General features: G+C 69.4%; 22 protein-coding genes. 4 read left to right on the plus strand and 18 right to left on the minus strand.

All coding sequences use genetic code 11. From position 1 onward, the window contains the following. Positions 1–259: 259 nt before the first annotated feature. From ligA to ACIPC1_RS06525, 4 genes are read right to left on the minus strand one after another with little or no spacing between them, the layout of a single operon-like run. Positions 260–2,452, minus strand: a complete 2,193-nt coding sequence (ligA, locus tag ACIPC1_RS06510; RefSeq protein WP_402513821.1) for an NAD-dependent DNA ligase LigA — start codon at positions 2,450–2,452, stop codon at positions 260–262. A gap of 15 nt (positions 2,453–2,467) precedes the next feature. Next, positions 2,468–3,475 (minus strand): methionine synthase, encoded by a 1,008-nt coding sequence (locus ACIPC1_RS06515; protein WP_402513824.1) that lies wholly within the window; start codon positions 3,473–3,475, stop codon positions 2,468–2,470. Between the two features lie 31 nt (positions 3,476–3,506). After that, a complete protein-coding gene (locus ACIPC1_RS06520; protein ID WP_402513826.1) occupies positions 3,507–4,196 on the minus strand; it encodes an SDR family oxidoreductase in 690 nt (229 codons plus the stop codon). 16 nt (positions 4,197–4,212) lie between these two features. Beyond that, the gene (locus ACIPC1_RS06525) at positions 4,213–4,752 is read right to left on the minus strand and encodes a TIGR00730 family Rossman fold protein (RefSeq protein WP_384384293.1); all 540 of its coding nucleotides are present in this window, start codon (positions 4,750–4,752) and stop codon (positions 4,213–4,215) included. A 50-nt stretch (positions 4,753–4,802) separates the two neighbouring features. On the opposite strand from ACIPC1_RS06525, the gene ACIPC1_RS06530 reads away from it, so the two are divergent. After that, positions 4,803–5,126 carry a DUF427 domain-containing protein gene (locus ACIPC1_RS06530; RefSeq protein WP_402513829.1) on the plus strand — a complete coding sequence of 108 codons (324 nt, stop codon included), beginning with the start codon at positions 4,803–4,805 and terminating at the stop codon, positions 5,124–5,126. A gap of 37 nt (positions 5,127–5,163) precedes the next feature. Continuing rightward, positions 5,164–5,955: an alpha/beta fold hydrolase gene (locus ACIPC1_RS06535; protein ID WP_402513833.1), complete on the plus strand. Its 792-nt coding sequence runs from the start codon at positions 5,164–5,166 to the stop codon at positions 5,953–5,955. Positions 5,956–5,984: 29 nt separating this feature from the next. On the opposite strand, the gene mnmA is transcribed toward ACIPC1_RS06535, so the two are convergent. Further along, positions 5,985–7,112, minus strand: a complete 1,128-nt coding sequence (gene mnmA / locus ACIPC1_RS06540; RefSeq protein ID WP_402513835.1) for a tRNA 2-thiouridine(34) synthase MnmA — start codon at positions 7,110–7,112, stop codon at positions 5,985–5,987. 60 nt (positions 7,113–7,172) lie between these two features. Here mnmA and ACIPC1_RS06545 point away from each other — a divergent pair, with 60 nt between their 5' ends. Next, positions 7,173–7,907 (plus strand): N-acetylmuramoyl-L-alanine amidase, encoded by a 735-nt coding sequence (locus ACIPC1_RS06545; protein ID WP_402513838.1) that lies wholly within the window; start codon positions 7,173–7,175, stop codon positions 7,905–7,907. Here ACIPC1_RS06545 and ACIPC1_RS06550 read toward each other — a convergent pair. The 3 genes from ACIPC1_RS06550 to ACIPC1_RS06560 all read right to left on the minus strand — a co-directional run bounded on the left by ACIPC1_RS06550 (position 7,900) and on the right by ACIPC1_RS06560 (position 9,701). Beyond that, positions 7,900–9,069 carry a cysteine desulfurase family protein gene (locus ACIPC1_RS06550; protein WP_402513840.1) on the minus strand — a complete coding sequence of 390 codons (1,170 nt, stop codon included), beginning with the start codon at positions 9,067–9,069 and terminating at the stop codon, positions 7,900–7,902. The two genes, ACIPC1_RS06545 and ACIPC1_RS06550, sit on opposite strands and share 8 nt — an antisense overlap. Before the next feature lie 79 nt (positions 9,070–9,148). Continuing rightward, entirely contained in the window at positions 9,149–9,361 is a 213-nt protein-coding gene (locus tag ACIPC1_RS06555) for a DUF4190 domain-containing protein (RefSeq protein ID WP_402514822.1), read from the minus strand. A 172-nt stretch (positions 9,362–9,533) separates the two neighbouring features. Continuing rightward, complete coding sequence (locus ACIPC1_RS06560; protein WP_402513843.1) at positions 9,534–9,701, minus strand: hypothetical protein; 168 nt, start codon at positions 9,699–9,701, stop codon at positions 9,534–9,536. Positions 9,702–9,825: 124 nt separating this feature from the next. Between ACIPC1_RS06560 and ACIPC1_RS06565 the strand changes: the two genes are divergently transcribed. Continuing rightward, positions 9,826–10,452 (plus strand): TetR family transcriptional regulator, encoded by a 627-nt coding sequence (locus ACIPC1_RS06565; protein ID WP_402513846.1) that lies wholly within the window; start codon positions 9,826–9,828, stop codon positions 10,450–10,452. Between the two features lie 783 nt (positions 10,453–11,235). Here ACIPC1_RS06565 and ACIPC1_RS06570 read toward each other — a convergent pair. From ACIPC1_RS06570 to ACIPC1_RS06615, 10 genes are all read right to left on the minus strand, one after another. Further along, on the minus strand, positions 11,236–12,096 hold the full coding sequence (locus tag ACIPC1_RS06570) for a thioesterase family protein (protein WP_402513848.1): 861 nt from the start codon (positions 12,094–12,096) through the stop codon (positions 11,236–11,238). Between the two features lie 87 nt (positions 12,097–12,183). Further along, positions 12,184–12,849: a trimeric intracellular cation channel family protein gene (locus tag ACIPC1_RS06575; RefSeq protein WP_402513851.1), complete on the minus strand. Its 666-nt coding sequence runs from the start codon at positions 12,847–12,849 to the stop codon at positions 12,184–12,186. Positions 12,850–12,925: 76 nt separating this feature from the next. Then, the gene (locus ACIPC1_RS06580; RefSeq protein ID WP_402513854.1) at positions 12,926–14,203 is read right to left on the minus strand and encodes an ABC transporter ATP-binding protein; all 1,278 of its coding nucleotides are present in this window, start codon (positions 14,201–14,203) and stop codon (positions 12,926–12,928) included. Next, on the minus strand, positions 14,200–15,297 hold the full coding sequence (locus ACIPC1_RS06585) for an ABC transporter ATP-binding protein (RefSeq protein ID WP_384384323.1): 1,098 nt from the start codon (positions 15,295–15,297) through the stop codon (positions 14,200–14,202). Before ACIPC1_RS06585 ends, ACIPC1_RS06580 begins: the two co-directional genes overlap by 4 nt. Next, positions 15,294–16,301 (minus strand): ABC transporter permease, encoded by a 1,008-nt coding sequence (locus ACIPC1_RS06590; RefSeq protein WP_384384326.1) that lies wholly within the window; start codon positions 16,299–16,301, stop codon positions 15,294–15,296. Before ACIPC1_RS06590 ends, ACIPC1_RS06585 begins: the two co-directional genes overlap by 4 nt. 68 nt (positions 16,302–16,369) lie before the next feature. Then, complete coding sequence (locus tag ACIPC1_RS06595; protein ID WP_402513858.1) at positions 16,370–18,118, minus strand: ABC transporter substrate-binding protein; 1,749 nt, start codon at positions 18,116–18,118, stop codon at positions 16,370–16,372. Positions 18,119–18,175: 57 nt separating this feature from the next. Next, a complete protein-coding gene (locus ACIPC1_RS06600) occupies positions 18,176–19,174 on the minus strand; it encodes an ABC transporter permease (protein WP_402513860.1) in 999 nt (332 codons plus the stop codon). A 448-nt stretch (positions 19,175–19,622) separates the two neighbouring features. Continuing rightward, positions 19,623–20,417: an enhanced serine sensitivity protein SseB C-terminal domain-containing protein gene (locus ACIPC1_RS06605; protein ID WP_384384335.1), complete on the minus strand. Its 795-nt coding sequence runs from the start codon at positions 20,415–20,417 to the stop codon at positions 19,623–19,625. Between the two features lie 160 nt (positions 20,418–20,577). Then, complete coding sequence (locus ACIPC1_RS06610; protein WP_402513864.1) at positions 20,578–21,381, minus strand: enhanced serine sensitivity protein SseB; 804 nt, start codon at positions 21,379–21,381, stop codon at positions 20,578–20,580. 120 nt (positions 21,382–21,501) lie between these two features. Then, positions 21,502–22,188 carry an AAA family ATPase gene (locus ACIPC1_RS06615; RefSeq protein ID WP_402513867.1) on the minus strand — a complete coding sequence of 229 codons (687 nt, stop codon included), beginning with the start codon at positions 22,186–22,188 and terminating at the stop codon, positions 21,502–21,504. Between the last annotated feature and the right edge of the window lie 123 nt (positions 22,189–22,311).

Here is a 22,311-nt window from a genome sequence, read left to right on the forward strand (position 1 = left end):
CCGTCCCTCTCACAGCCGGCGGTGCCCACGCCACGCGGCCCGGGCCCGAAGACAACTGGCCACGGCCGCCGCGTCTGAAAACCAATCCCCGGACTCCCGAGGAGCAGGGGATGCCCCAACCGCAGCTGGGCACGGCAGGCGCACATCTCAACAGTAGGCCGCAGAAGGCTTCCACGGGCAGCGGTCGTGGACGGTTGCCCGAATACGACCCGGCCACCCGTATGCATCTGATATGCGCCGAACGGGTGGCCTTCAACCGCTACTGCTCGATCGGAAGTGCGACTTCCGCTGCCGCGTCCGATCCCTGTTCGAGCAGGACGGCGAAGCCGTCCTCGTCCAGAACCGGAACTTTCAGCTGCATGGCCTTGTCGTACTTGGAACCGGGATTGTCTCCCACAACGACGAAAGATGTCTTCTTCGAAACAGAACCGGTCACTTTCGCTCCACGGCTCTGGAGGGCCTCTTTCGCGCCATCCCGCGTGTGGTGTTCGAGCGTTCCGGTGACCACAACGATGAGCCCTTCGAGCGGACGCGGCCCCTCGTCCTCGCCGGAGCTCTCCTCCTCCATACGGACCCCGGCCGCCCGCCACTTGCGCAGGATCTCGCGATGCCAGTCCTCCGCGAACCACTGCTTCAGGGAGGTGGCGATGATCGCGCCGACGCCCTCGGTGGCGGCGAGCTCCTCCTCGGTGGCCGCCTCGATCCGGTCGATCGAGCGGAACTCGCGGGCCAGCGCCTCGGCCGCGACCGGCCCGACATGACGGATCGACAGCCCCGTCAGCACACGGGCGAGCGGGCGCTCCTTGGCCGCCGCGATGGTGTCCAGCATGGCGATCGCGTTCTTCTTCGGCTCGCCCTGCTGGTTGGCGAAGACCGTGGCGATCTTCTCCTCGCCCGTCTTCGGGTCGCGCTTGGGCAGTCCGCTGTCCTGGTCGAGGACGTACGCCTTGATGGGCAGCAGTCGCTCGATGGTGAGGTCGAAGAGGTCGCCCTCGTCCATGAGCGGCGGCTCCGCGGGCTCCAGCGGCTTGGTGAGCGCCGCGGCGGCGACGTACCCGAAGTGGTCGATGTCCAGTGCCTTGCGGCCCGCCAGGTAGAAGAGCCGCTCCCGCAACTGGGCCGGGCAGGTGCGGGCGTTCGGGCAGCGCAGGTCGATGTCGCCTTCCTTCATCGGGCGCAGTGGCGTCCCGCACTCCGGGCACTCGGCGGGCATCACGAACTCCCGCTCGCTGCCGTCGCGCAGGTCGACCACCGGCCCGAGGATCTCCGGGATGACGTCACCGGCCTTGCGCAGCACCACCGTGTCCCCGATGAGGACGCCCTTGGCCTTGACCACGTCCTGGTTGTGCAGGGTCGCGAACTCGACCTCGGAGCCGGCCACCGTGACCGGTTCGACCTGCGCGTACGGCGTGACACGGCCCGTACGTCCCACGCCCACCCGGATGTTGATCAGCTTGGTGTTGACCTCCTCGGGCGCGTACTTCCAGGCGATCGCCCAGCGCGGGGCGCGAGCCGTGGAGCCGAGGCGGCCCTGGAGGCGGATCTCGTCGAGCTTGACGACCACGCCGTCGATCTCGTGCTGCACGGAGTGGCGGTTCTCCCCGTAGTACGCGATGAACTCCCGTACGCCGTCGAGGTCGTCGACCACCTTCGCGTACGGCGTGGTCGGCAGGCCCCACTCGTGGAGCAGCTCGTAGGCCTGGGAGAGCCGATCGATGTCGAAGCCCTCGCGGGCGCCGATGCCGTGCACCACCATGTGCAGCGGGCGGCTCGCGGTGACGCGCGGGTCCTTCTGCCGCAGCGAACCCGCCGCCGCGTTGCGCGGGTTGGCGAAGGGCTTGTCACCGGCCTCCACCAGGCGGGCGTTGAGCTCCTCGAACTTCTCCATCGGGAAGTAGACCTCGCCGCGGATCTCCACGAGGTCCGGGACGCGGTCGCCCTTCAGCCGGTCGGGGATCTCCGCGATCGTACGGACGTTGGGCGTGATGTCCTCTCCCGTGCGGCCGTCGCCGCGGGTCGCCGCGCGCGTGAGGCGGCCGTGCTCGTACGTCAGGTTGACCGCGAGGCCGTCGACCTTCAGCTCGCACAGCAGGTGGTAGTCGGTCGTGCCGACGTCCCTGGCGACGCGCTCGGCCCAGGCGGCAAGCTCCAGGTCGTCGAAGGCGTTGTCGAGCGAGAGCATGCGCTCGCGGTGCTGGACCGACGTGAACTCGGTCTCGTACGCGCCCGCGACCTTCTGGGTCGGGGAGTCGGGTGTGCGCAGCTCGGGATACTCGTCCTCCAGTGCCTCCACGGAGCGCAGGAGTTTGTCGAAGTCCGCGTCGCTGATGACCGGTTGGTCCCTCACGTAGTACCGGAAGCGGTGCTCCTCGATCTGCTCGGCGAGCAGCGCGTGCTTCTCCCGCGCCTCGGCGGGTACCGATGTGGGCTCTGCGTGCTTTTCGCCGGCCACCGTGTTGTCCTCCCGTTACTCAGGGTTGTCCGCGAGGGATCTCGCCGCCCGGACGCAGTGGGCGAGCGCCCTGCGCGCGTAGTCGGGGGAAGCCCCCGCGAGCCCGCACGACGGAGTGACCGTGACCGCCTCCGCGAGAAGCCCCGGTTGCAGCCCCAGCCTGCGCCACAGCGTCCTGACACCCATGACGCTACCGGCAGGGTCCGACAATGGACCGTCCACGCCCGGGACGACACCGGCGAGGAGCTGCGTCCCGCCTTCCACTGCTTCCCCGATCACGTCGTCGTCACGCTCGGTGAGGAGTGAGAAGTCGAAGGAGACGGCCGCGGCGCCGGCCCTGTGCAGCAGTGCGAACGGCACGTCGGGTGCGCACGAGTGCACCACGACCGGGCCTTCGCCGTGCACCCCGATGACGTCCCGCAGGGTCGCCTCGATCAGCTGCCGGTCCACGGCCCGGTGGGTCCGGTAGCCGCTCGCGCTCCTCACATGCCCGCGCAGTACGGCGATGAGGGAAGGTTCGTCGAGCTGGAGGACGAGCTGAGCTCCGGGAATGCGCCGCTGCACGTCTTCGAGGTGGACGCGCAGTCCCTCGGCGAGCGAACCGGCGAGATCCCGGCAGGCGCCGAGGTCGGACAGCGCCACCTCGCCGTTCCTCAGCTCCAGCGCGGCGGCCAGCGTCCAGGGCCCCACCGCCTGCACCTTCAGCGGCCCTTCGAACCCCTCCAGGAACTCCTCGATCGCGTCGAGGTCCTCCCCCAGCCACGACCGTGCCCTCCTGGTGTCCCGCCCCGGCCGGTCACCGAGCCGCCACCCGCTGGGCTCCACGCGCGCGTACAGCTCGACAAGCATCCCGGCGGTCCGCCCGATCATGTCGGCGCCGGGCCCCCGCGCGGGCAACTCGGGCAGATACGGGAATTCATCGACGGACCCGGTGACGGTCTTCGCGGCTTCCCGCGCGTCCCCTCCGGGCATGGATCCGACCCCGGTTGCGGGACCGAACCTGAACCTGCTGTTTTCGCTCACGCGGGAAGCCTACGGAATGGCTCTCGCGAGGTCAGCGGCCCGGTCGTACCGTCAGGTTGCTGACCTCCGCGTCGCTCGGCAGGTCGAGGGCCATCAGGATCGTCGTCGCGACGGACTCGGGGTCGATCCACTTCGAGGCGTCGTACTCCTTGCCCTCCTGCTGGTGGACCTTGACCTGCATGGGGCCGGCGGTGCGGCCGGGGTAGACGGAGGTGACGCGGACGCCGTTCCCGCGCTCCTCGTGGCGCAGGGAGTCCGCCAGAGCCTTCAGACCGTGCTTGGAGGCGGCGTACGCGGACCAGTCGGCGTGGGCATTGAGGCCGGCGCCGGAGTTGACGAACAGCACGTGCCCGTGGGACAGGCGCAGTTGGGGCAGGAAGTGGCGGGTCAGCTCCGCGGGGGCGATCAGGTTGACGTTGAGCTGGTGGTGCCAGGACCTGGGGGTCAGCTCGCCGACCGGGCCGAGGTCGACGACGCCCGCGATGTGCAGCAGCGAGTCGATCCGGTCGGGCAGCGTCTGGTGCGAGAACGCCCAGGACAGCTTGTCCGGATCCGCGAGGTCACCGACCAGGGTCCTCGCTCCGGGGTACTCGGCGGCGAGTTCCTTCGCGCGGCCCGCGTCGCGCGCGTGCAGCACGATGTCGTCCTCGCGCGCGTGGAGGCGGCGAGCGACGGCCGCGCCGATACCGGAGCCCGCCCCGGTGATCACATGGGTAGCCATGCCCGCCATGCTCGCATCACTGCTGGCCCTGGCTCTCCTCCAGGTAGGCCAGGGCGCCCACGGCCTCCTCGGCGAAGAACACCAGATCAGTGAGGGGAACCGGCAGGAAACCCTCGTCCTCCATGCGCCGGAACTGCTCCTTGAGGCCGTCGTAGAAGCCCGCCGTGTTGAGCAGCACCACCGGCTTCTGGGTCTTCCCGTGCTTCTTCAGCTCCAGGATCTCGGTCGCCTCGTCCAGCGTCCCCGTCCCTCCGACCATGATCACCACGGCGTCGGCCTTCTCGAGGAGCAGCGCCTTGCGCTCGGCCAGGTCACGCGCGATGACCATCTCGTCGGCGTTCGGCCGGACCATGTCCGCCAGGAAGTCCACGGATACACCCAGCAGTCGCCCGCCCGCCTCCTGCACTCCGTCGGCGACCACCTTCATGAGACCGACGTCAGAGCCGCCCCACACCAGCGTGTGGCCGCCCTTGCCGAGCAGTTCGGCGAACTCGCGCGCGGGGCGCGTATAGCGGTCGTCGAGGTCGGCGGCGGAGAGGAAGACGCAGATATTCATGCGTCCACGGTACGGGGGAAGAACTCCGGGCCTGCCGGTGCTCTCCAGGTATGGCTGAAGGACACACGATCACCATCGAGCAGGGCACGGAGCGCGTACGCGTCGTGCACGGCGACCAGATCCTGGCGGAGAGCGACCGCCCCCTGTTGCTGCGCGAGACGGGCTGTCCCGTGCGCTACTACATCCCCCCGGAGGATGTCCGCCTCGATCTGCTGGCGGCTTCCCCGACCCACACGTTCTGCCCCTTCAAGGGCACCGCGTCCTACTGGTCCCTCCCCGACGCGGCCGATCTGGTCTGGGCGTACCCCGACCCCAACCCCGAAGTCACCCAGATCAAGGACCACTTGTGCTTCTACGAAGTGGAAGTGCTTTGAGCCGATGAGTTCCGGGTCTTCTGCCAGTCTCCACGGCATGGACAAGAAGACCCTTTCCCTCGACGGAACCCCTATCGCGTACGAACGCCACGGTGACGGCCCGACGGTTGTTCTGGTCGGTGGAGCCCTGTGCACGGGCGCCACGCTGGCGCCCCTGGCGGCGGCCCTCGCGGACCGTTTCGGCGCCCTCACCTACGACCGCCGGGGCCGGGGCGAGAGCGGCGACACAGCCCCCTTCGCGGTGGCCCGCGAGGTCGAGGACATCGCGGCGCTGATCGAGGCGTCAGGCGGCCACGCGGCGCTTTACGGCATCTCATCGGGCGGCGCGCTGGCCCTGGAGGCCGCGGCGAGTGGGTTGCCCGTCAGCCAAGTCGTCGTCTACGAGACGCCGTTCGCCGTATACGAAGGGGGCGGCAAGGAGCGCCTGGAGTACACCGAGCGGCTGGCCGAGCTGCTCGGCCAGGGGCGGCGGGGAGACGCTGTCGAGCTGTTCATGGCCATCGCCGGTACGCCGCCGCAGATGATCGCCGGCGCCCGCCGCTCCCCCGGGTGGCCGGACATGGAGGCGATCGCACCCACCCTGGCGTACGACAACGCCGCGATGGGCGACGGCCTGGTCCCCCGGGACCGGCTGGCCTCGCTCACGGTCCCGGTGCTGGCCGTCGGGGGCGGTGCGAGCCCCGAGTGGCTGCGGGAGGCGGCACGCGCCGTGGCGGACGCGGCGCCCGACGGGTCCTACCGCACGCTGGACGGCCAGACCCACATGGTGGATCCCCAGGTGCTGGCGCCGGTTCTGGCGGAGTTCTTCGGGAGCGCCGGTAGGCGTTGAGCCGGTCGGACGAGCGCCCGTCGGACGGTCTAGACAGCCGCCGTCGCGCGCGTGGTCGTCGCGATCGTCGCCGAGCCGACCACGCGCGTGCCGTCGTACAGGACGACCGCCTGGCCGGGGGCGACCCCGCGGACCGGCTCGGTGAAGGTGACTTCGAGGGTGCCGTCGACGAGTTCCGCCGTGACCGTCGTCTCGCCGCCGTGGGCGCGGAGTTGGGCCGTGTAGGTGCCGGGGCCCGTCGGGGCGGTGCCGCACCAGCGGGGCTTGATGGCGGTCAGGCCGTTCACGTCCAGGGCGGCCGCCGGGCCGACCGTCACCCTGTTGTCGACGGGCGAGATGTCCAGGACGTAGCGCGGCTTGCCGTCGGGGGCCGGGGTGCCGATGCGGAGACCCTTGCGCTGGCCGATCGTGTAGCCGTACGCGCCCTCATGGGTGCCCAGCTTGGTGCCGGACTCGTCGACGATGTCGCCCTCCGCCTTGCCGAGACGGTTCGCCAGGAAGCCCTGGGTGTCGCCGTCGGCGATGAAGCAGATGTCGTGGGAGTCCGGCTTCTTGGCGACGGCGAGGCCCCGGCGTTCGGCCTCCGCGCGGATCTCGTCCTTCGTGGTGAGGGTGTCGCCGAGCGGGAACAGGGCGTGCGCGAGCTGGCGGTCGTCGAGCACCCCGAGGACGTACGACTGGTCCTTGGCCATGTCGGAGGCGCGGTGCAGCTCGCGCGTGCCGTCCGCGCCGGCGATCACCTTCGCGTAGTGGCCCGTGCAGACCGCGTCGAAGCCGAGCGCGAGCGCCTTGTCGAGCAGCGCGGCGAACTTGATTTTCTCGTTGCAGCGCAGGCACGGGTTCGGGGTGCGCCCCGCCTCGTACTCGGCGACGAAGTCCTCGACCACGTCCTCGCGGAAGCGCTCGGCGAGGTCCCACACGTAGAAGGGGATGCCGATGACATCGGCGGCACGGCGGGCGTCGCGCGAGTCCTCGATGGTGCAACAGCCACGCGCGCCCGTGCGGAACGATTGCGGGTTGGCGGAGAGCGCGAGGTGCACGCCCGTCACGTCGTGGCCGGCTTCCGCCGCGCGGGCGGCGGCTACGGCGGAGTCCACGCCACCCGACATGGCGGCGAGTACGCGAAGGGTGCGGGGGCGCTGCGAGGTCTCAGTCATAACCCCTCCAGGGTACGGGGCCGTGGGAACCGAAGCCCGCGAGTATCCGTTGAAGATCGCATGGGGGAGAAAAAGGCGGGCGGGGAGGCCCGGGCAAAGGGCCACCGGGGCAGGGACGGCGACCGGCGGATCGGGCGCCGGGCGCTGCTCATCGGCGGCGCGGCGGCGGCCGTGGGGAGCGTCCTGCTGGCGCGGGACGAGCTCGGGCGCCTGTGGTGGCGGCTGCCGAGCGTGGAGAAGCCGCGCAAGGAGGGCGAGGTCGACTTCGCGGGCGCCCGGTGGGTGGCGGCGTCGTCGGCGAACTGGCGACGGGCGGACCGGCCCGACGACTACGGCATAGACCGGGTGATCATCCATGTCACCCAGGGCAGCTTCGACAGCGCGGTGAAGGTCTTCCAGGACCCGGGACACGGAGCTGCCGCGCACTACATCGTCGGCCAGGACGGCCGCATCACCCAGATGATCCGCGAGCTGGACGTGGCGTACCACGCGGGGAACCGGGAGTACAACGAGCGGAGCGTCGGCATCGAGCACGAGGGCTTCGTGGACCGCCCGCAGGATTTCACGGACGCGATGTACGAGGCCTCGGCTCGGCTGACGGCCCGGATATGCGGGCGGTACGACATCCCCGTCGACCGGGAGCACATCATCGGGCACGTCGAGGTGCCGGGCACGGACCACACGGACCCGGGTCCGCACTGGGACTGGGACCGGTACATACCGCTCGTACAGCAGGCACTGACCGCCCAGGAACAGACCCAGGCGGCCGGGACGGGCGAGGCGTCCGCTAGCTGAGCCCCGCCGAGCGCGCCCGTTCCACCGCCGGTCCGATCGCGCGGGCCACCGCCTGGACGTCCGCCTCCGTGGAGGTGTGGCCGAGGGAGAAGCGGAGGGTGCCGCGGGCCAGGTCGGGGTCGGTGCCGGTGGCGAGGAGGACGTGGCTCGGCTGGGCCACGCCCGCCGTGCACGCGGAGCCGGTGGAGCACTCGATGCCCTGCGCGTCCAGGAGGAGGAGCAGGGAGTCGCCTTCGCAGCCGGGGAAGGTGAAGTGCGCGTTGGCCGGCAGCCGACCCCCGTCGGCGGGATCGCCGCCGAGGATCGCCTCGGGCACGGCCTTGCGTACGGCCTCGACCAGGTCGTCGCGCAGGGCGCCGATCTCCCGGGCGAACCACTCGTGCTGCTCGGCGGCGAGCCGCCCGGCGACGGCGAACGACGCGATCGCGGGCACGTCGAGGGTGCCGGAGCGGACATGGCGTTCCTGACCGCCGCCGTGCAGGACGGGTACGGGGCTGTACTCGCGGCCAAGGAGCAGCGCGCCGATGCCGTAGGGGCCGCCGATCTTGTGGCCGGACACCGTCATGGCGGCCAGGCCCGAAGCGCCGAAGTCGACCGGGATCTGGCCGAAGGCCTGCACGGCGTCGGCGTGCAGCGGGATGCCGAACTCGGCGGCGGCGTCGGCCAGTTCGCGGACCGGCATGACGGTGCCGATCTCGTTGTTGGCCCACATGACCGTGGCGAGGGCGACGTCGTCGGGGTCGCGGGCGATGGCCTCGCGCAGGGCGTCCGGGTGCACACGGCCGTAGGGGTCCACCGGGAGGTACTCGACGGTGGCGCCCTCGTGTTCGCCGAGCCAGTGCACGGCGTCGAGCACCGCGTGGTGTTCGACGGGGCTCGCGAGAATGCGGGTGCGCGCCGGGTCGGCGTCGCGGCGGGCCCAGTACAGGCCCTTCACCGCGAGGTTGTCGGCCTCGGTGCCGCCGGAGGTGAAGACCACCTCGCTGGGGCGTGCGGCGAGGGCGTCCGCCAGGGTCTCGCGGGCTTCCTCGACGGTACGTCTGGCGCGGCGGCCGGCGGCATGGAGGGAGGAGGCATTGCCCGTGACGCTCAGCTGGGCGGTCAGTGCCTCTACCGCCTCGGGAAGCATCGGGGTGGTCGCGGCGTGGTCGAGGTAAGCCATGGTGGCCCGATTCTACGGGCCCACCCCCGCCGCCTCCGCCCCCACCCGGCCCAGCCGCCACCGGGGGTCGAATCGCGCCCTAGAAGCTCCAGGAGACCGTGCTGTCGAACTGCATGAGTGCCACCAGCAGGACCAGGTCGGCGACGCCCAAGCCGAGTCCCAGGAACGCGCGGCCCCGGCGGGCGGTGCCGCGGTACAGGGCGATCGACGCGAGGACGATGGCGATGGGGCCCAGGAAGACGTTGAGGACCAGGAGGCCGACGAGGCCGAGGATGAAGGAGGCTACGGCCATACCGTCGGCGTCCCGCCCGGCGGTCCTGCCCTTCGGCGTGACGGTGGGCTCGGCAGGTACCTCGCGGTCGGCGCGCTCAGTACGTTCGGTGAGTTCAGTACGTTCGGTGAGTTCGGTGAGTTCCATGGTGTGAGTCCGCTCCCAACGTTCAGTTGGTGGAGGTGTGGCTCGGTCAGTTGGTAGAGGGGTGGCGCCGGCGTGCGTTCCGCTCGCGTACCGCGAAGACGGCCAGCCAGATGCCGATGACGACGGCGGCGACGAGGCTGACGGATACCGGCGCATGGGCCACGGAGCCCATGACCACGCCCATCAGCAGGAGGGCGGCGACGAGGAACAGCATGAGATGCCTCTCGTGGAAGTCCGACAACTCAGTGAACGGATGTAGTAACACTTGTTCACTGACTCTTGAGTCTAGCGCGTCACCCGGCTTTCCAATCACGGAGAACAGTTGTTAACTGCATGGCATGAGTCACACCCTCGGCATCCGGCAGGCGCAGAAGCAGAAGACCCGACAGGCTCTCCTGGACGCGGCGTTGGGGCTGCTGGAGGAGCAGAGTCTGAGCAGTCTGGGCCTGCGCGAGGTCACCCGTGCCGTCGGTGTCGCTCCGACCGCCTTCTACCGGCACTTCCGCTCGACGGCGGATCTCGGAGTGGTGCTGGTCGAGGAGGCGCTGGGCAGCCTGCACCCGATGATCGGGGAGACCGTGTCCGCGGCCGACGACAGCGACGAACGCATCACGCGCGCCGTCGATCTGATCGCCCACCACGTGGCGACCCACCCCGCGCACGTCCGCTTCATCGCGCGCGAGCGGCACGGCGGCGTACAGCCGGTGCGGGAGGAGATCCGCGAGCAACTGGCCCGGTTCGCGGAGGAAGTGAAGACCGAACTGGCCAAGCAGCCCGAGTCGGCGGGGTGGAGCGACGACGACCTGCTGATGCTCGCCGGCCTGTACGTCGACCAGATGCTGATGACGGCGTCGCTCCTCCTGGAGGCGCTGGAGGCCTCGGAGGAGGAGCGGGACCGGGTGGCTCGCGTGGCGGCCCGCCAGATGCGGCTGATCAGCATCGGCCGCCGCAACTGGCTGGGATGAACGCCTCGCCGCAACCGGCCGGGGTGAAAACCTCCGCCCCAACTGGCTGGGGTGACGCCCCCGTTCGCCGGGTACGTCACCCCCAAAGCCGTCAGACCGACACATAGCCGGTATCCGTCGCTCGCCGAGCCGTCAGACCGAAGGGACGTAAACCGTCAGCCCGTCGGCTGCGCCTGAGTCCCCTGCCCACCCCCGCCGCCGAAGCCACCACAGCCGCCTCCACCGCCACCGCCCGGCATACCGGACGGCCGGCCCGAGCGAGTCCCGCCCGAGGGCATCCCGGACGGAAAGCCGGAAGGCCTGTCGGACGGCGCCGCCCCACTGGGCCGCCCGGACGGACCGCCGCTCGGCATGCCCGAAGGCCGGGCACACTCCGTCTGACCGGTGGTGCCACTGTTCGAGGACGATGAGTCGCCCGAGCCGCAGGCCGCCAGCAGCGGCGCCAGGGCGAGCAGTGCGACGGCGGGAACGAGTCGTGTACGACGGTTCATGAGGCTTACTCCCAGTCAAGTCCCGAGCCCGGTTTATGAGTACCGGATGAGTACGGGATGAGTGGGGGCCAGAGCACCAGATCCAGGTAGGACCGCGCTGTGCCGAAGCTATGGCTTCCTGTGGATCACTTGAAGCCCTGGGAAAGAAGACAGGTCCAGGTGGGAGCGCTGTTCCCAAACCGTGACGTCGGGATCGCCGACGACTCCGCCACCTGCCGCCCGGCGCGCAACACCTCCCGGGCGTCGACGAGTTCGACGCCCGGGACGGCGGACCGACCGGGCAGCCGGCCGTTCAGCTGATCCGTGCCCGTGCCAGCTGCCGGGACTGCGCGACCAGCCGGTCCGCGCTGTCCCACACCTCGGCGTCCTCCTCCAGGAAGCCACCGGCGAGGTTACGCGTGGTGATGGACACCCGGAGCGGGCCGGGGGCCGGGCGGGAGCGGACGTGCACCGTCAGCTCGACGGTCGGCACCCAGCCGGACAGGCCGAGCTCGAAGGCGGTCGGAGGCAGCGCGTCGACGGCGAGGAGCAGCGAGAGGGAGTCCGGGTCACGGCCGTCGGCCAGGCCGAACCAGGACCGCATCTCACCCTTCCCGGAGGGCGCTCCGAGAGCCCAGCCCAGGGTCGCCGGGTCGAGCCTGAGCATCAGCCGGTCGACGATCGCCGAGCTGTCGGGCGCCGGAGCGGGTGCGTCCTCGGGGCCGAAGCACTGGTCCATGGGCGGCATCGCGGGTGGCTTCGCCGTCGTACGGACGTCGTCGGGCAGGGTGTCGAGATCGCCGTACGAGGCGAGGACGCGGATCCGTTCGACCTCGCGGCCCTCGTCGTCGTACTGGAAAAGGGAAGCCTGGCCGGTGGAGAGGGTCCGGCCGGTGCGGGCGACCTCCGTGCGGACGACCGCCGGTCCCGGCTGGGACGCTGTCAGGTAGTGCGCGGAGATCGTGAACGGGTCGGGGTGCGGCAGGGCGTCCGCGAGGGCGCGGCCCAGGACGGCAAGGAGATAGCCGCCGTTGACCGCGCTGACGATCGTCCACCCGGCGGACAGATCGATGTCGTAGACGCCGGGTTCGCGGAGGGTGACCGCCGTGTCGCGGTCGAACTCGCTGTCGCCGATCGTGGCCCGTACGGCCTGTACCGAAGCTGCATCTGGCATGCCCGAACGCTATAACAGGTAGCTACTAAGCGGTAGCTTTTACTATTTCGCTCGCATGAAGTCCGCCCTTGGCGAGTCGGAGAGGGATCACGGAGCCTCCTGCTCGCTCGCCGTCGAACGGCGGTTCCATGCGCGCGGCGCCCGCCAGTGGTACCGCATCGCGAGCAGCCGCAGGACAAAGGCGGTGACGACCGCGAGCCCGCTGGTGAACGTGGTGAGCATGTCGTAGCGGATGCACACGACGACCATCGCGGCACCGACCATCGCCGGTACCGCGTACAGGTCGCGGTCCCAACGCAGCAGCGAGGGCACCTCATTGGCGAGGACGTCGCGTAGTACGCCGCCGCCGACCGCCGTGGCGAGGCCGAGGGCCGCGGACTGGGTCAGACCGAGCCCGTACTCGTACGCCTTCGTGGTGCCCGCGACGCAGAAGAGGCCGAGCCCGGCCGCGTCGAAGACGTTGACGGCGACCTGGGTCCGCTCCACCTCCGGGTGGAGGAAGAAGACGAGCAGGGCGGCGAGCAGCGGGGTGCTGAAGTAGCCGAGGTCGGTGAACGCGGCCGGGGGCACGGCTCCGATGATCAGGTCGCGGAACAGTCCTCCGCCCAGCGCGGTGACCTCGGCGAGCACGGCGATGCCGAAGACGTCGAAGTTCTTGCGGACGGCCAGCAGGGCGCCGGAGATCGCGAAGACGAAGATCCCCACGAGGTCGAGGACATGCTGGACGGAGGGGGTGAACAGTTCCTGGAGCACCCGCCATTTTTACCTACGCGAACGGGAGAGCGCGCCTGCGCTCTCCCGTTCGCGGTGGTTCGGCCGTGCCTGGCGCCTAGTCCTTGGAGTCTTTGGACTCCGTGGACTCCTTGGAGACGCTCGGCTCGGAGGAAGCCTCTGGCGCAGCCTCAGCCTCATCGGCAACAGTCTCGGCTTCGACCGACACCTCCGCCGGAGCCTCCCCCGACACCTCGGCGGCATCCACCGCGGGGACCAGCTCAACCGTCTCCATGGCCGCCTTGGCCGCCGACAGCAACACCGTGTCCTGCGGCGCCTGGTCGTCCGCGTTCTCCGGGTGGTGGCAGGCCACCTGCTGGCCGGGCTTCAGCTCCAGGAGCGGCGGCTCGGTCGTCCTGCAGATCTCCGTGGCCTTCCAGCACCGCGTATGGAAGCGGCAGCCGCTCGGCGGCGAGATCGGCGAGGGTACGTCACCCTTGAGCAGGATGCGGTCGCTCTTGGTGCCCCGGCGCTTGGGGTCCGGGACCGGCACCGCGGACATCAGGGCCTTGGTGTACGGGTGCATCGGCGCCTCGTACAGCGAGGTGCGGTCGGCGAGTTCGACGATCTTGCCGAGGTACATCACCGCGATGCGGTCCGAGACATGGCGTACGACGGAGAGGTCGTGCGCGATGATCACGTACGTCAGGCCCAGCTCGGTCTGTAGGTCGTCCATCAGGTTCACGACCTGCGCCTGGATCGACACGTCGAGGGCCGAGACCGGCTCGTCCGCCACGACCAGCTTCGGCTTCAGGGCGAGCGCGCGGGCGATACCGATGCGCTGGCGCTGGCCGCCGGAGAACTCGTGCGGGTAGCGGTTGAAGTGCTCGGGGCTCAGGCCCACCAGTTCAAGAAGGCGCTGGACCTCCTTCTTCACACCGCCCTCGGGCTCCACGCCCTGGAGCCGGAAGGGCGCCGAGACGATCGAGCCGATGGTGTGCCGCGGGTTCAGCGAACCGTACGGGTCCTGGAAGATCATCTGGATGTCCCGGCGCAGCGGGCGCATCCCTCCCGCGCCGAGCCGGGTGATGTCCTTGCCCTCGAACTCGATGGTGCCGGCGGTCGGGTCCTGGAGCCGGGTGATGACCCGGCCCATGGTCGACTTGCCGCAGCCGGACTCGCCGACCACGCCCAGCGTCTCGCCCTTGCGCACCTCGAAGTCGATGCCGTCGACCGCCTTGACGGCCGCGACCTGGCGCTGGAGGAAGCCCTTCCGGATGGGGAAGTGCTTCTTCAGCCCCTGGACCCTGAGCAGCACCTCGCGGTCCTCGGAACCCGATGCCTGCGGCGGGGTCACCGGCGCGTCGACGGCGTCCGTCTTCTTCGTCTCACTCACAGCTTCGGCGCAATCTCTTCGGTCCAGATCCGCGTGCGGTCCTCCGGCGAGAGGTGACAGGCGGAGTAGTGCCCGCTGCCGACCAGTTGCAGTTCGGGGCGCACGGTACGGGTGACATCGCCCTTGGGGAGGTCGGCGTACGGGCAGCGCGGGTGGAAGGCGCAGCCCGAGGGGATGTTGATGAGGCTCGGCGGCTGGCCCTTGACGGGGATGAGCCGCTCGGACGTCTCCCGGTCGATACGCGGCATCGAGCCGAGCAGACCCCAGGTGTAGGGGTGCTGCGGCCGCTCGAAGATCGTGTCGACCGGACCGCGCTCCGCGCACCGGCCGCCGTACATCACCAGCACGTCGTCGGCGATCTCGGCGACCACACCCAGGTCGTGGGTGATGAGGACGACGGCGGAGCCGAACTCCTTCTGCAGATCGCGGATGAGGTCGAGGATCTGCGCCTGGACGGTCACGTCCAGGGCGGTCGTCGGCTCGTCCGCGATGAGCAGTTCGGGGTTGTTGACGAGCGCCATGGCGATCATCGCGCGCTGGCGCATACCGCCGGAGAACTCGTGCGGGTAGCTGTCGACGCGCTTGCCGGGCTCGGGGATGCCGACCCGGTCGAGCATCTCGATGGCCCGCCTGCGTGCCGTCTTCTTGTTGACCTTGTGGTGGACGCGGTACGCCTCCACGATCTGGTTGCCGATCGTGTAGTACGGGTGCATCGCGGACAGCGGGTCCTGGAAGATCATCGACATCTCCCGGCCGCGGAGCTTGCGCACCTCGTCCGGGTCGGCGCCGACCAGTTCCTTGCCGTCGAGCCAGATCTCGCCGGACATCCGGACGTTCTTGCCGCCTGCGCCCAACCGGTGCAGACCCATGATCGCCAGCGAGGTGACGGACTTCCCGGAGCCCGACTCGCCCACGATGGAGAGGGTCTTGCCCTTCTCCAGCGAGAAGCTGAGCCCGTCGACGGACTTGACCAGGCCGTCGTCGGTCGGGAAGTGGACCTTGAGGTCGCGTACTTCGAGGAAGGCGCTCGGCGCGTCGGAGCGCGCGGTGACGGGTTCGCCTACCGCGGCGCCGGTCTTGGACAGTTCGGTCACGAGAGCCTCACCCGCGGGTCGGCGGCTGCGTAGAGCAGGTCCACCAGAAGATTTGCGATCACGACGAAGAAGGCGGCGAGCAGGGTCACGCCGAGGATCGGGGGCAGGTCGTTGTCCTGGATGGACTTCACCGCGTACTCACCGATGCCGTGCAGGGAGAACACGTACTCGGTGATCAGCGCACCACCGAGCAGCAGACCGAGGTCCATGCCGAAGATGGTGATGATCGGTGTCAGCGCGGCCCGCAGCCCGTGCCGGACCACGACCTTGCGCTCGCGCAGGCCCTTGGCGCGTGCCGTGCGGATGTAGTCCTCGTTCATCGTCTCCAGCATGCCGGACCGCGTGAGCCGCGCGTAGATGGCGGAGTAGAGGAGAGCGAGCGAGCACCACGCCGGGAAGAGGGTGTTGGCCCACTGCGCGGGGTTCTCGGTGAACGGGACGTAGGTGCGGCCGAAGATCGGCCACTGGAAGGTGAAGAGCAGCAGCGCGAGGTTGCCGGTGAAGAACATGGGCAGCGAGACGCCGGCGAGGGCGATGCCCATGAAGGTGCGGTCGAGGAGCGAGCGCGGCTTGAGTGCGGAGACCACACCGGCCGTGACACCGGACACCAGCCAGAGCACGGCGGCTCCGACGGCCAGCGAGATCGTCACTGGAAGGCGGGAGGTGAGCTGTGGCCAGACCGCGACGTGGGTCTTGAAGGAGTAGCCGAAGCAGGGCGCGTCGCAGTGCGCCGTGGTGGGGCCGAGGTCATAGGTGGCTCCGACCACGATCCCCTTGATGAAGTGCCAGAACTGGACGTAGAGGGGCTGGTCCAGTCCGAGGTTGTGCTTGACCGCGGCGATGTCGGCCGCCGACGGGTTCTTCCCGATGTACTGCTGGGCCAACGAGTCGACGGTCTGACCGGCGAACCGCGGCAGCACGAAGAAGATGCCGAAGGTGACCGCGGTGACGATCAGCAGCAGGATCACCGCTGCGACCGTCCGACGGAGGATGTACGAGATCACGGGGACCGGCCTGGTGCCCGCGGGCTGCGAAGCCCGCGGGCACCAATGCCTTCACCTGCCTTCCGGGGCTACTTCTTGGTCGTGCCGATGTTGAGGTAGTCGTACTGACCGCTGAAGGCGGCCGTGGAGACCAGGTTGGTGAAGCCGGCCGGGCGATACAGCAGGACCTTGAAGTAGGTCAGCGGAACGAGGGCCGCCTCCTCCATGGTCTTCTTGTCGACCTCGGTGTACATGGCGTCACGAGCGGCCTTGTCCTCCGTGCCGATCGCCTTCACCAGCAGCGCGTCGATGTCCGCGTTGTCGAGCTGCGACAGGTTGGTGTTACCCGACTGGCTGATCGCCTTGCCGTTCAGGATCTGCTGCAGGAAGCCGTAGCCGGACGGCCAGTCGGAACCCCACTGCATCATCATCAGACCGATGTTGTTCTTCTTGTCGAACTCGGGGACACCCGCGTTGTCGGTGAAGTACTTGCCCGACGGGTACTGCTTCAGGCTGGCGTTGATCCCGACGGCCTTGAGCGAGTTGATGATCGCGGTGGCCGCGTCGATCTCCTGCGGACGGTCGCTGCGCGCGGAGATGTTCGTGTTGATCGTCGTCTTGCCGCAGGCCGTCAGCTGCTCCTTGGCCTTGGCCACGTCACCCTTGTTGCCGGCGGAGGCGTAGATGTCCGACTTCTCGTAGCCGGGGATGTCCGGCGGGAGGACGGTGGTGGCGATGTCACCACGGATCGGGCCGCCCTCGGCGGTCTGCACCGAGACCTTGTCGATCGCGTACTCGACGGCCTTGCGGCAGGCGACGTTGTCGAACGGCGCGAGCTTGGTGTTGATCGCCATGTAGACGAGACGGCCACCGTAGGTGTTGTCGGTGTTGGCCTTCAGGTCGGCGGAGTTGACCACCTTCGCCTGCGTCGCGGCCTGGACACCCGTACCGCCCAGGTCGATGGCTTCACCGGCCATGACGTCCTGGTCGATCGTCTCGGCGTTGACCTTCAGCTTGACGACGATCTTGTCCGGGTACTGCTTGCGCAGCGGGTCGGTCGACGCGTCCCAGTTCTCGTTGCGGACGAGGGTGACCTGCTTGCCCTCCTCGTAGCTCTCGAACTTGTACGAGCCCGAGGACACGATGTTCTTGACGTAGTCGACGCCGGTGTCCTTGGCCTGCGGCACCGGAGCCGTCTGCGGCGTGGCGACCAGGTAGTCGAACTCCTGGAAGGCCGTGTTGAGCTTGAAGACGATCGTGGTGTCGTCCGGCGTCTCGATCGAGGACAGACCCTCGGCGCTCTTGTCCTTGTAGGGACCCTTGTACTTGTCGCCGCCATCGAGGAACTGCTGGAAGTAGTTCGGGCCGAGGGAGAGTACGTCACGCGCGAAGTTGGAGCGCTCCACGGCGTACTTCACGTCCTTCGACGTGATCGCCGTGCCGTCCTGGTACTTCAGGCCCGAACGCAGCTTGTACGTCCAGGTCTTGCCGCCGTCGCTCGGCACACCCGCGCTCGCGGCGAGGTCCGGGACCAGCTCGTTGCCCTTCTCGCCCGCGCCGGGCTTGAAGGTCATCAGCGGGCGGGCGTACAACCGGCTGAGGTTGTACATGTACGCGTAGTACGTGTTGCCGGGGTCGAACGAGTCCGGGACGTCGGAGTACTCGTACGTGACCGTCCCACCCTTCTGGGTGGAGGCGTTGACGACGTCCTTGGTCGCTGCGTTGGCCCCAGCTGAGTTCGTGTCGTCGGTCGTGTTGTCATCGGCCTTGCTGCAGCCTGCGAGTAGCAGACTCACACTGCCGATGGCCGCAACTGCGGCCAGCGCTGACCTTCGCATGATGTTCGGGTCCCCTCCATTGTCGGAAACTTGTTGGGCACTCGCCGCTGCCGCAAGTCAGCGGCTGCGCGGGTCGAGAGCGTCGCGGAGACCGTCGCCGAGCAGGTTGAACGCCAGCACGGTGACGAAGATCGCGAGGCCGGGCACGATCATGAACTGCGGATCGACCTCGTAATAGGTGACGGCCTCGCTGAGCATGCCTCCCCATGACGCCTGCGGGGGCTGGATGCCGACGCCCAGGAAGCTCAGGCTGGCCTCGAAGAGGATGTTGGTCGGGATGAGCAGCGTCGAGTAGACGATGATCGGGCCGACCAAGTTCGGGAGCAGCTCTCGGAAGAGGATGTACGGCCCCCTCGCGCCCATCCCTCGGGAGGCGTCGACGAACTCGCGCTCCCGCAGGGCCAGGGTCTGGCCGCGGACGATGCGTCCCAGGTAGGGCCAGTTGAAGAAGCCGATGATGAAGATCAGCACGCTGATGTGCAGCGGTAGCCCTTCCAGGCCGAACGCGCCGCCCTGCAGCGTCGCGGAGATCGCGATGGCGAAGAGCAACAGCGGGAAGGCCAGGAAGGTGTCCATCAGCCGGCTGATGATCGAGTCGACCCGTCCGCCGTAGTAACCGGCGACCACTCCGAGGATCGTGCCGATCACGTTCGAGAGGATCGTGGCGCCGAAGGCGACGACCAGCGAGACCCAGGAGCCTTCCAGGATGCGGGTGGCGATGTCGCGCCCGAACTTCGGCTCCACGCCGAGCGGGTGCGACCAGCTCATCCCGCCGAAATCACCCAGGGGCAGCGAGGTGTTGGGGTCGATCAGGTCCTGGTTGAAGGCGTTCGGGTCGAGTCCGAACACCGCCTGGATGGGGCGCGAGAGCGCCGCCACCAGGATGAGCAGCACGACGATGACACCGCCGACGACCGCCACCTTGTCGCGCTTGAAGCGCGTCCAGGCGATCTGCCCCAGGGAACGGCCCTCGATCTGCCCCTTGTCGACACCGGCAAGCACAGCCTCCGGCTGTACTTCCGTTTCCGACCCGGTGGTCTCGATCGGTGCGGTCACAATGACCCGACCCCTCTGACCGGTGGTGACCGGCCTACGCCTGCCGCTGTCTGCGGCTTGGTTCACTTGCATGCCGGGAGCGGCCGCAGATGGTGCGGCCTGGAAACCCGGGCTGTTACGACGACTTGCACTCACTCACAGGATCGAGGACCCCATGTCTGACACGGGAGTCTTCATGGCCGCCACGATCACGTGCCAGGTCTGACGGCGAAAGTATGCGCAACCGTGATGCGGTTAAGTGGATTCCGTTATCCGAACAGTGGGTAACGCGGGGCGGACAGTGGGCAGTTGGGGTGGAAAGGGCCATGGGGCGCCCTTTCGGCCGGTGTCAGCCCCAAAGGGGACATCCAACCCTTACGCCCGCCGACCCGCAGGTCAGACGCAAGATCACGACATGCGGAGATCAGGACATGGCGGGGCGAGGACGGGTTTCGCTGTGGAACAGGGATCAGTATGACCGGGACTGCGGATAGCCGTAGCCACCGGCCACCGGTGCCTGCGCCGGAGCCGCGTGCGCCTCACGGTCGTAGAAGGGCCGCGCGTGGGACCGCAGCCACATCGCCACCGGGTCGTATTCGTCGGACATCGCGACGGTCGAGACGGGCAGCCCGTCCGGCACAGCGCCGATCGACTGCTGCATCATCGCCCGCACCGAGTCGACGGCCGGCGGCGAGGTGTCGTACACATCGAGGCCGATGGCCAGATAGGGCGCCCCGAGCGCGGGCTGTACCCAGGCGCGGCGCAGCGAGCGCACGGCGGACGTGCGGTGCGCGTTCTGTGTGAGCAGGGCGTAGAACTGCGGGATCTCGATGCCCGGCTCGGAGAGCCTGAGCGGGCCCGCGGGCTGGCGCTCCAGGCCCGTGGCGATACGGCGCAGATCGAGCCAGGGGATGCCGACGCCGCCGCCGGGGGCGTGCGGGTTCAGCCAGAGACCGAACTGGTCGGGGTACAGGGTGCGGGCGACATCGAGGCCGTCCACCACCTCGTACGAACGGTTCCAGCCGCTGGCCGAGAGCTCCTGGGCGGAGGTCACACAGGGTGCGTACCCGAAGCCGTCCACCTGCATGTTTCCGTACTGCGCGTCCGGGGAGCCGGACTGGCCGTGCCAGAGCAGCATCCAGACCTGGCCTGCCGACGGGGCCGCGAGCGCGCGAAGGAGCGCCTCGTAGGCGTCGTAACGCCCGGGCGTCACCTGGCGCAGCATGTGCTCGACCTGCCCGGCCGCGGTGCCGCTGGCGCTCACCTGTACCGCCCCTTCGCGAAGTTGCCCCGGATATGAAACCAGCTTAAGCGGCGACCCTGACACCGGCGCGGGACGCTCCGCTGGAATGCCGCATGAGAGCTGGGGACTTGCTGCCGTACCGCGACCGCGGTGCGGTCGCTCGCGCCTCTTTTGGGCGCCCTCAGTGGCCGTGCTGGTAGAAGGGCCGCACCCGCTCGCGCATCCAGTCGCCCACCGGGTCCTGGGTGATGTCCAGGAGGACGAGGTTCACGGGGCGGTCGACCGGGACCCGGCCCAGCGCACGGCCCAGCGCGTCCAGGGGGAGCGTGCGGGCCTCGCCCTCCCACAGGGAGAGTTCGACGCCGATGAACATCACGGGCGAGCCGCCCTCGATGCCGGCCAGGCAGCGGCGGGCGGTCAGCACGACGCCGGTCCCGGCGAACTCGGCGGAGGCGGCGGACAGGAAGTCCACCGGGTCGTCCTGCCAGTCGGGCTCGAAGAGCCGCACCCGGCCGCCGCTCGCGGATCCGTCCAGCGGCGTATGCCCGGCGCGGCACAGCTCGGCGACCGCGAGGGGCGGCAGCGGTACGCCGACCACACCGTCCGGGTTGACCACGATGCCGGCCTGCGGGGGCAGCCCGCGGGCGAACTCGACGGCGGGCGCGATCGTGAACGACATGTGCCCGCCGGTGACCTGGCGGAACTGCTCCTCGGAGCTGAAGACGGGGACGTACGCCTGACCCGCGATCTCCAGCGTGGGCAGGTCGAGCGGGCCGCTGTGCGGGCCGCCGCCGTTCGGCAGCGGGACCCAGACGAAGCTGCGGCCGAGGACCTCGACGATGCGGGCACCCGACGAGGGCCCCGCGGGCACGCCGAGGGACGCCGCGAGCACCTCCTCCAGCTCGTTGCCCGGCCATCCGCCGTGCGGATGGGGGTGGGCCTGCGCCGGGAGGCCGGGGATGTCGGGGAATTGCGGGAAGTCCATCTGTCTACCGCCTGCTGTGAACCACTGTTCCGGTGTTCGGGTGTTCCGGCTGGCTAGATTAGTGGGCTTGTACGCAGTCTCGGCCGCTTCGGCGGTTCCCAGCCACTCCCCCCGCCCCTCTCAGCCACCGAAGTCGATCCGGCGCAGCACGTCCGCCGCGTCGCGGTCGACGAGCACCGCGGAACCACAGCCCTCCGGCAGGTCGCCCTTCTCGACGGAGCGCAGCAGCCGGGCGATCGCGCCGCGGTGGCGGGTGAACGCGTACCGCGAGACGCCGCGGCCGCGCTCGCGCTGACCGTCGAGCGCCGTGCCCGGTGTGACGTCGAGCAGCAGCAGGTGCAGCGCGCCGCCGCGGCGGCGGGCCTCGCGCGCGAGCCAGCGGCGGACCCAGGCCTGCGTACCGCAGTCGTGTACGACGACTCCGGCGCCGGAGCGCAACGCGCGGTGCAGGCCCGTGTAGTGGGCGAGGCGGACGAGGGGGCGGTAGACCGCGTACGGGAGCCAGCGGGACGTCCATCCGTCCCAGCGGTCGCGGGTGTCCTGCGAGTCGACGCGCGGGCCCGAGACGGCGCGGCGCATCAGGGTCGACTTACCGCTGCCGGGGAGTCCGGTGACCACGACGACGTCGGAACTGCCGAAGTGCAGGCCGTGCGGGCTGTGTCCCGCGCGGTCCCTGAGGTCGCGGACGACAGCCGTCGGGAGCGGGTGGCACACCTCCCGGGCCGGGGCACCGGGCTGCTTGGGCAGCGCGAGGCCCGCCGTCGTCGCGTACGCCGTGGTCCTGTTCACCGTGACCGTCCTCCCCATGGGTCTGGAGACCCATCCCCGCCGAGTGTAAAGAGAAGGTAATGCGCGGTGCTTCCTGTTTCCGTAATCGGACTGCCACAGGCTGGTTACAGGTCGCTTCAGGATGTCACTGTAAGGCGCCGC

It is taken from the genome of Streptomyces sp. NPDC087263 (genome assembly GCF_044744645.1).
Taxonomy (GTDB): domain Bacteria; phylum Actinomycetota; class Actinomycetes; order Streptomycetales; family Streptomycetaceae; genus Streptomyces.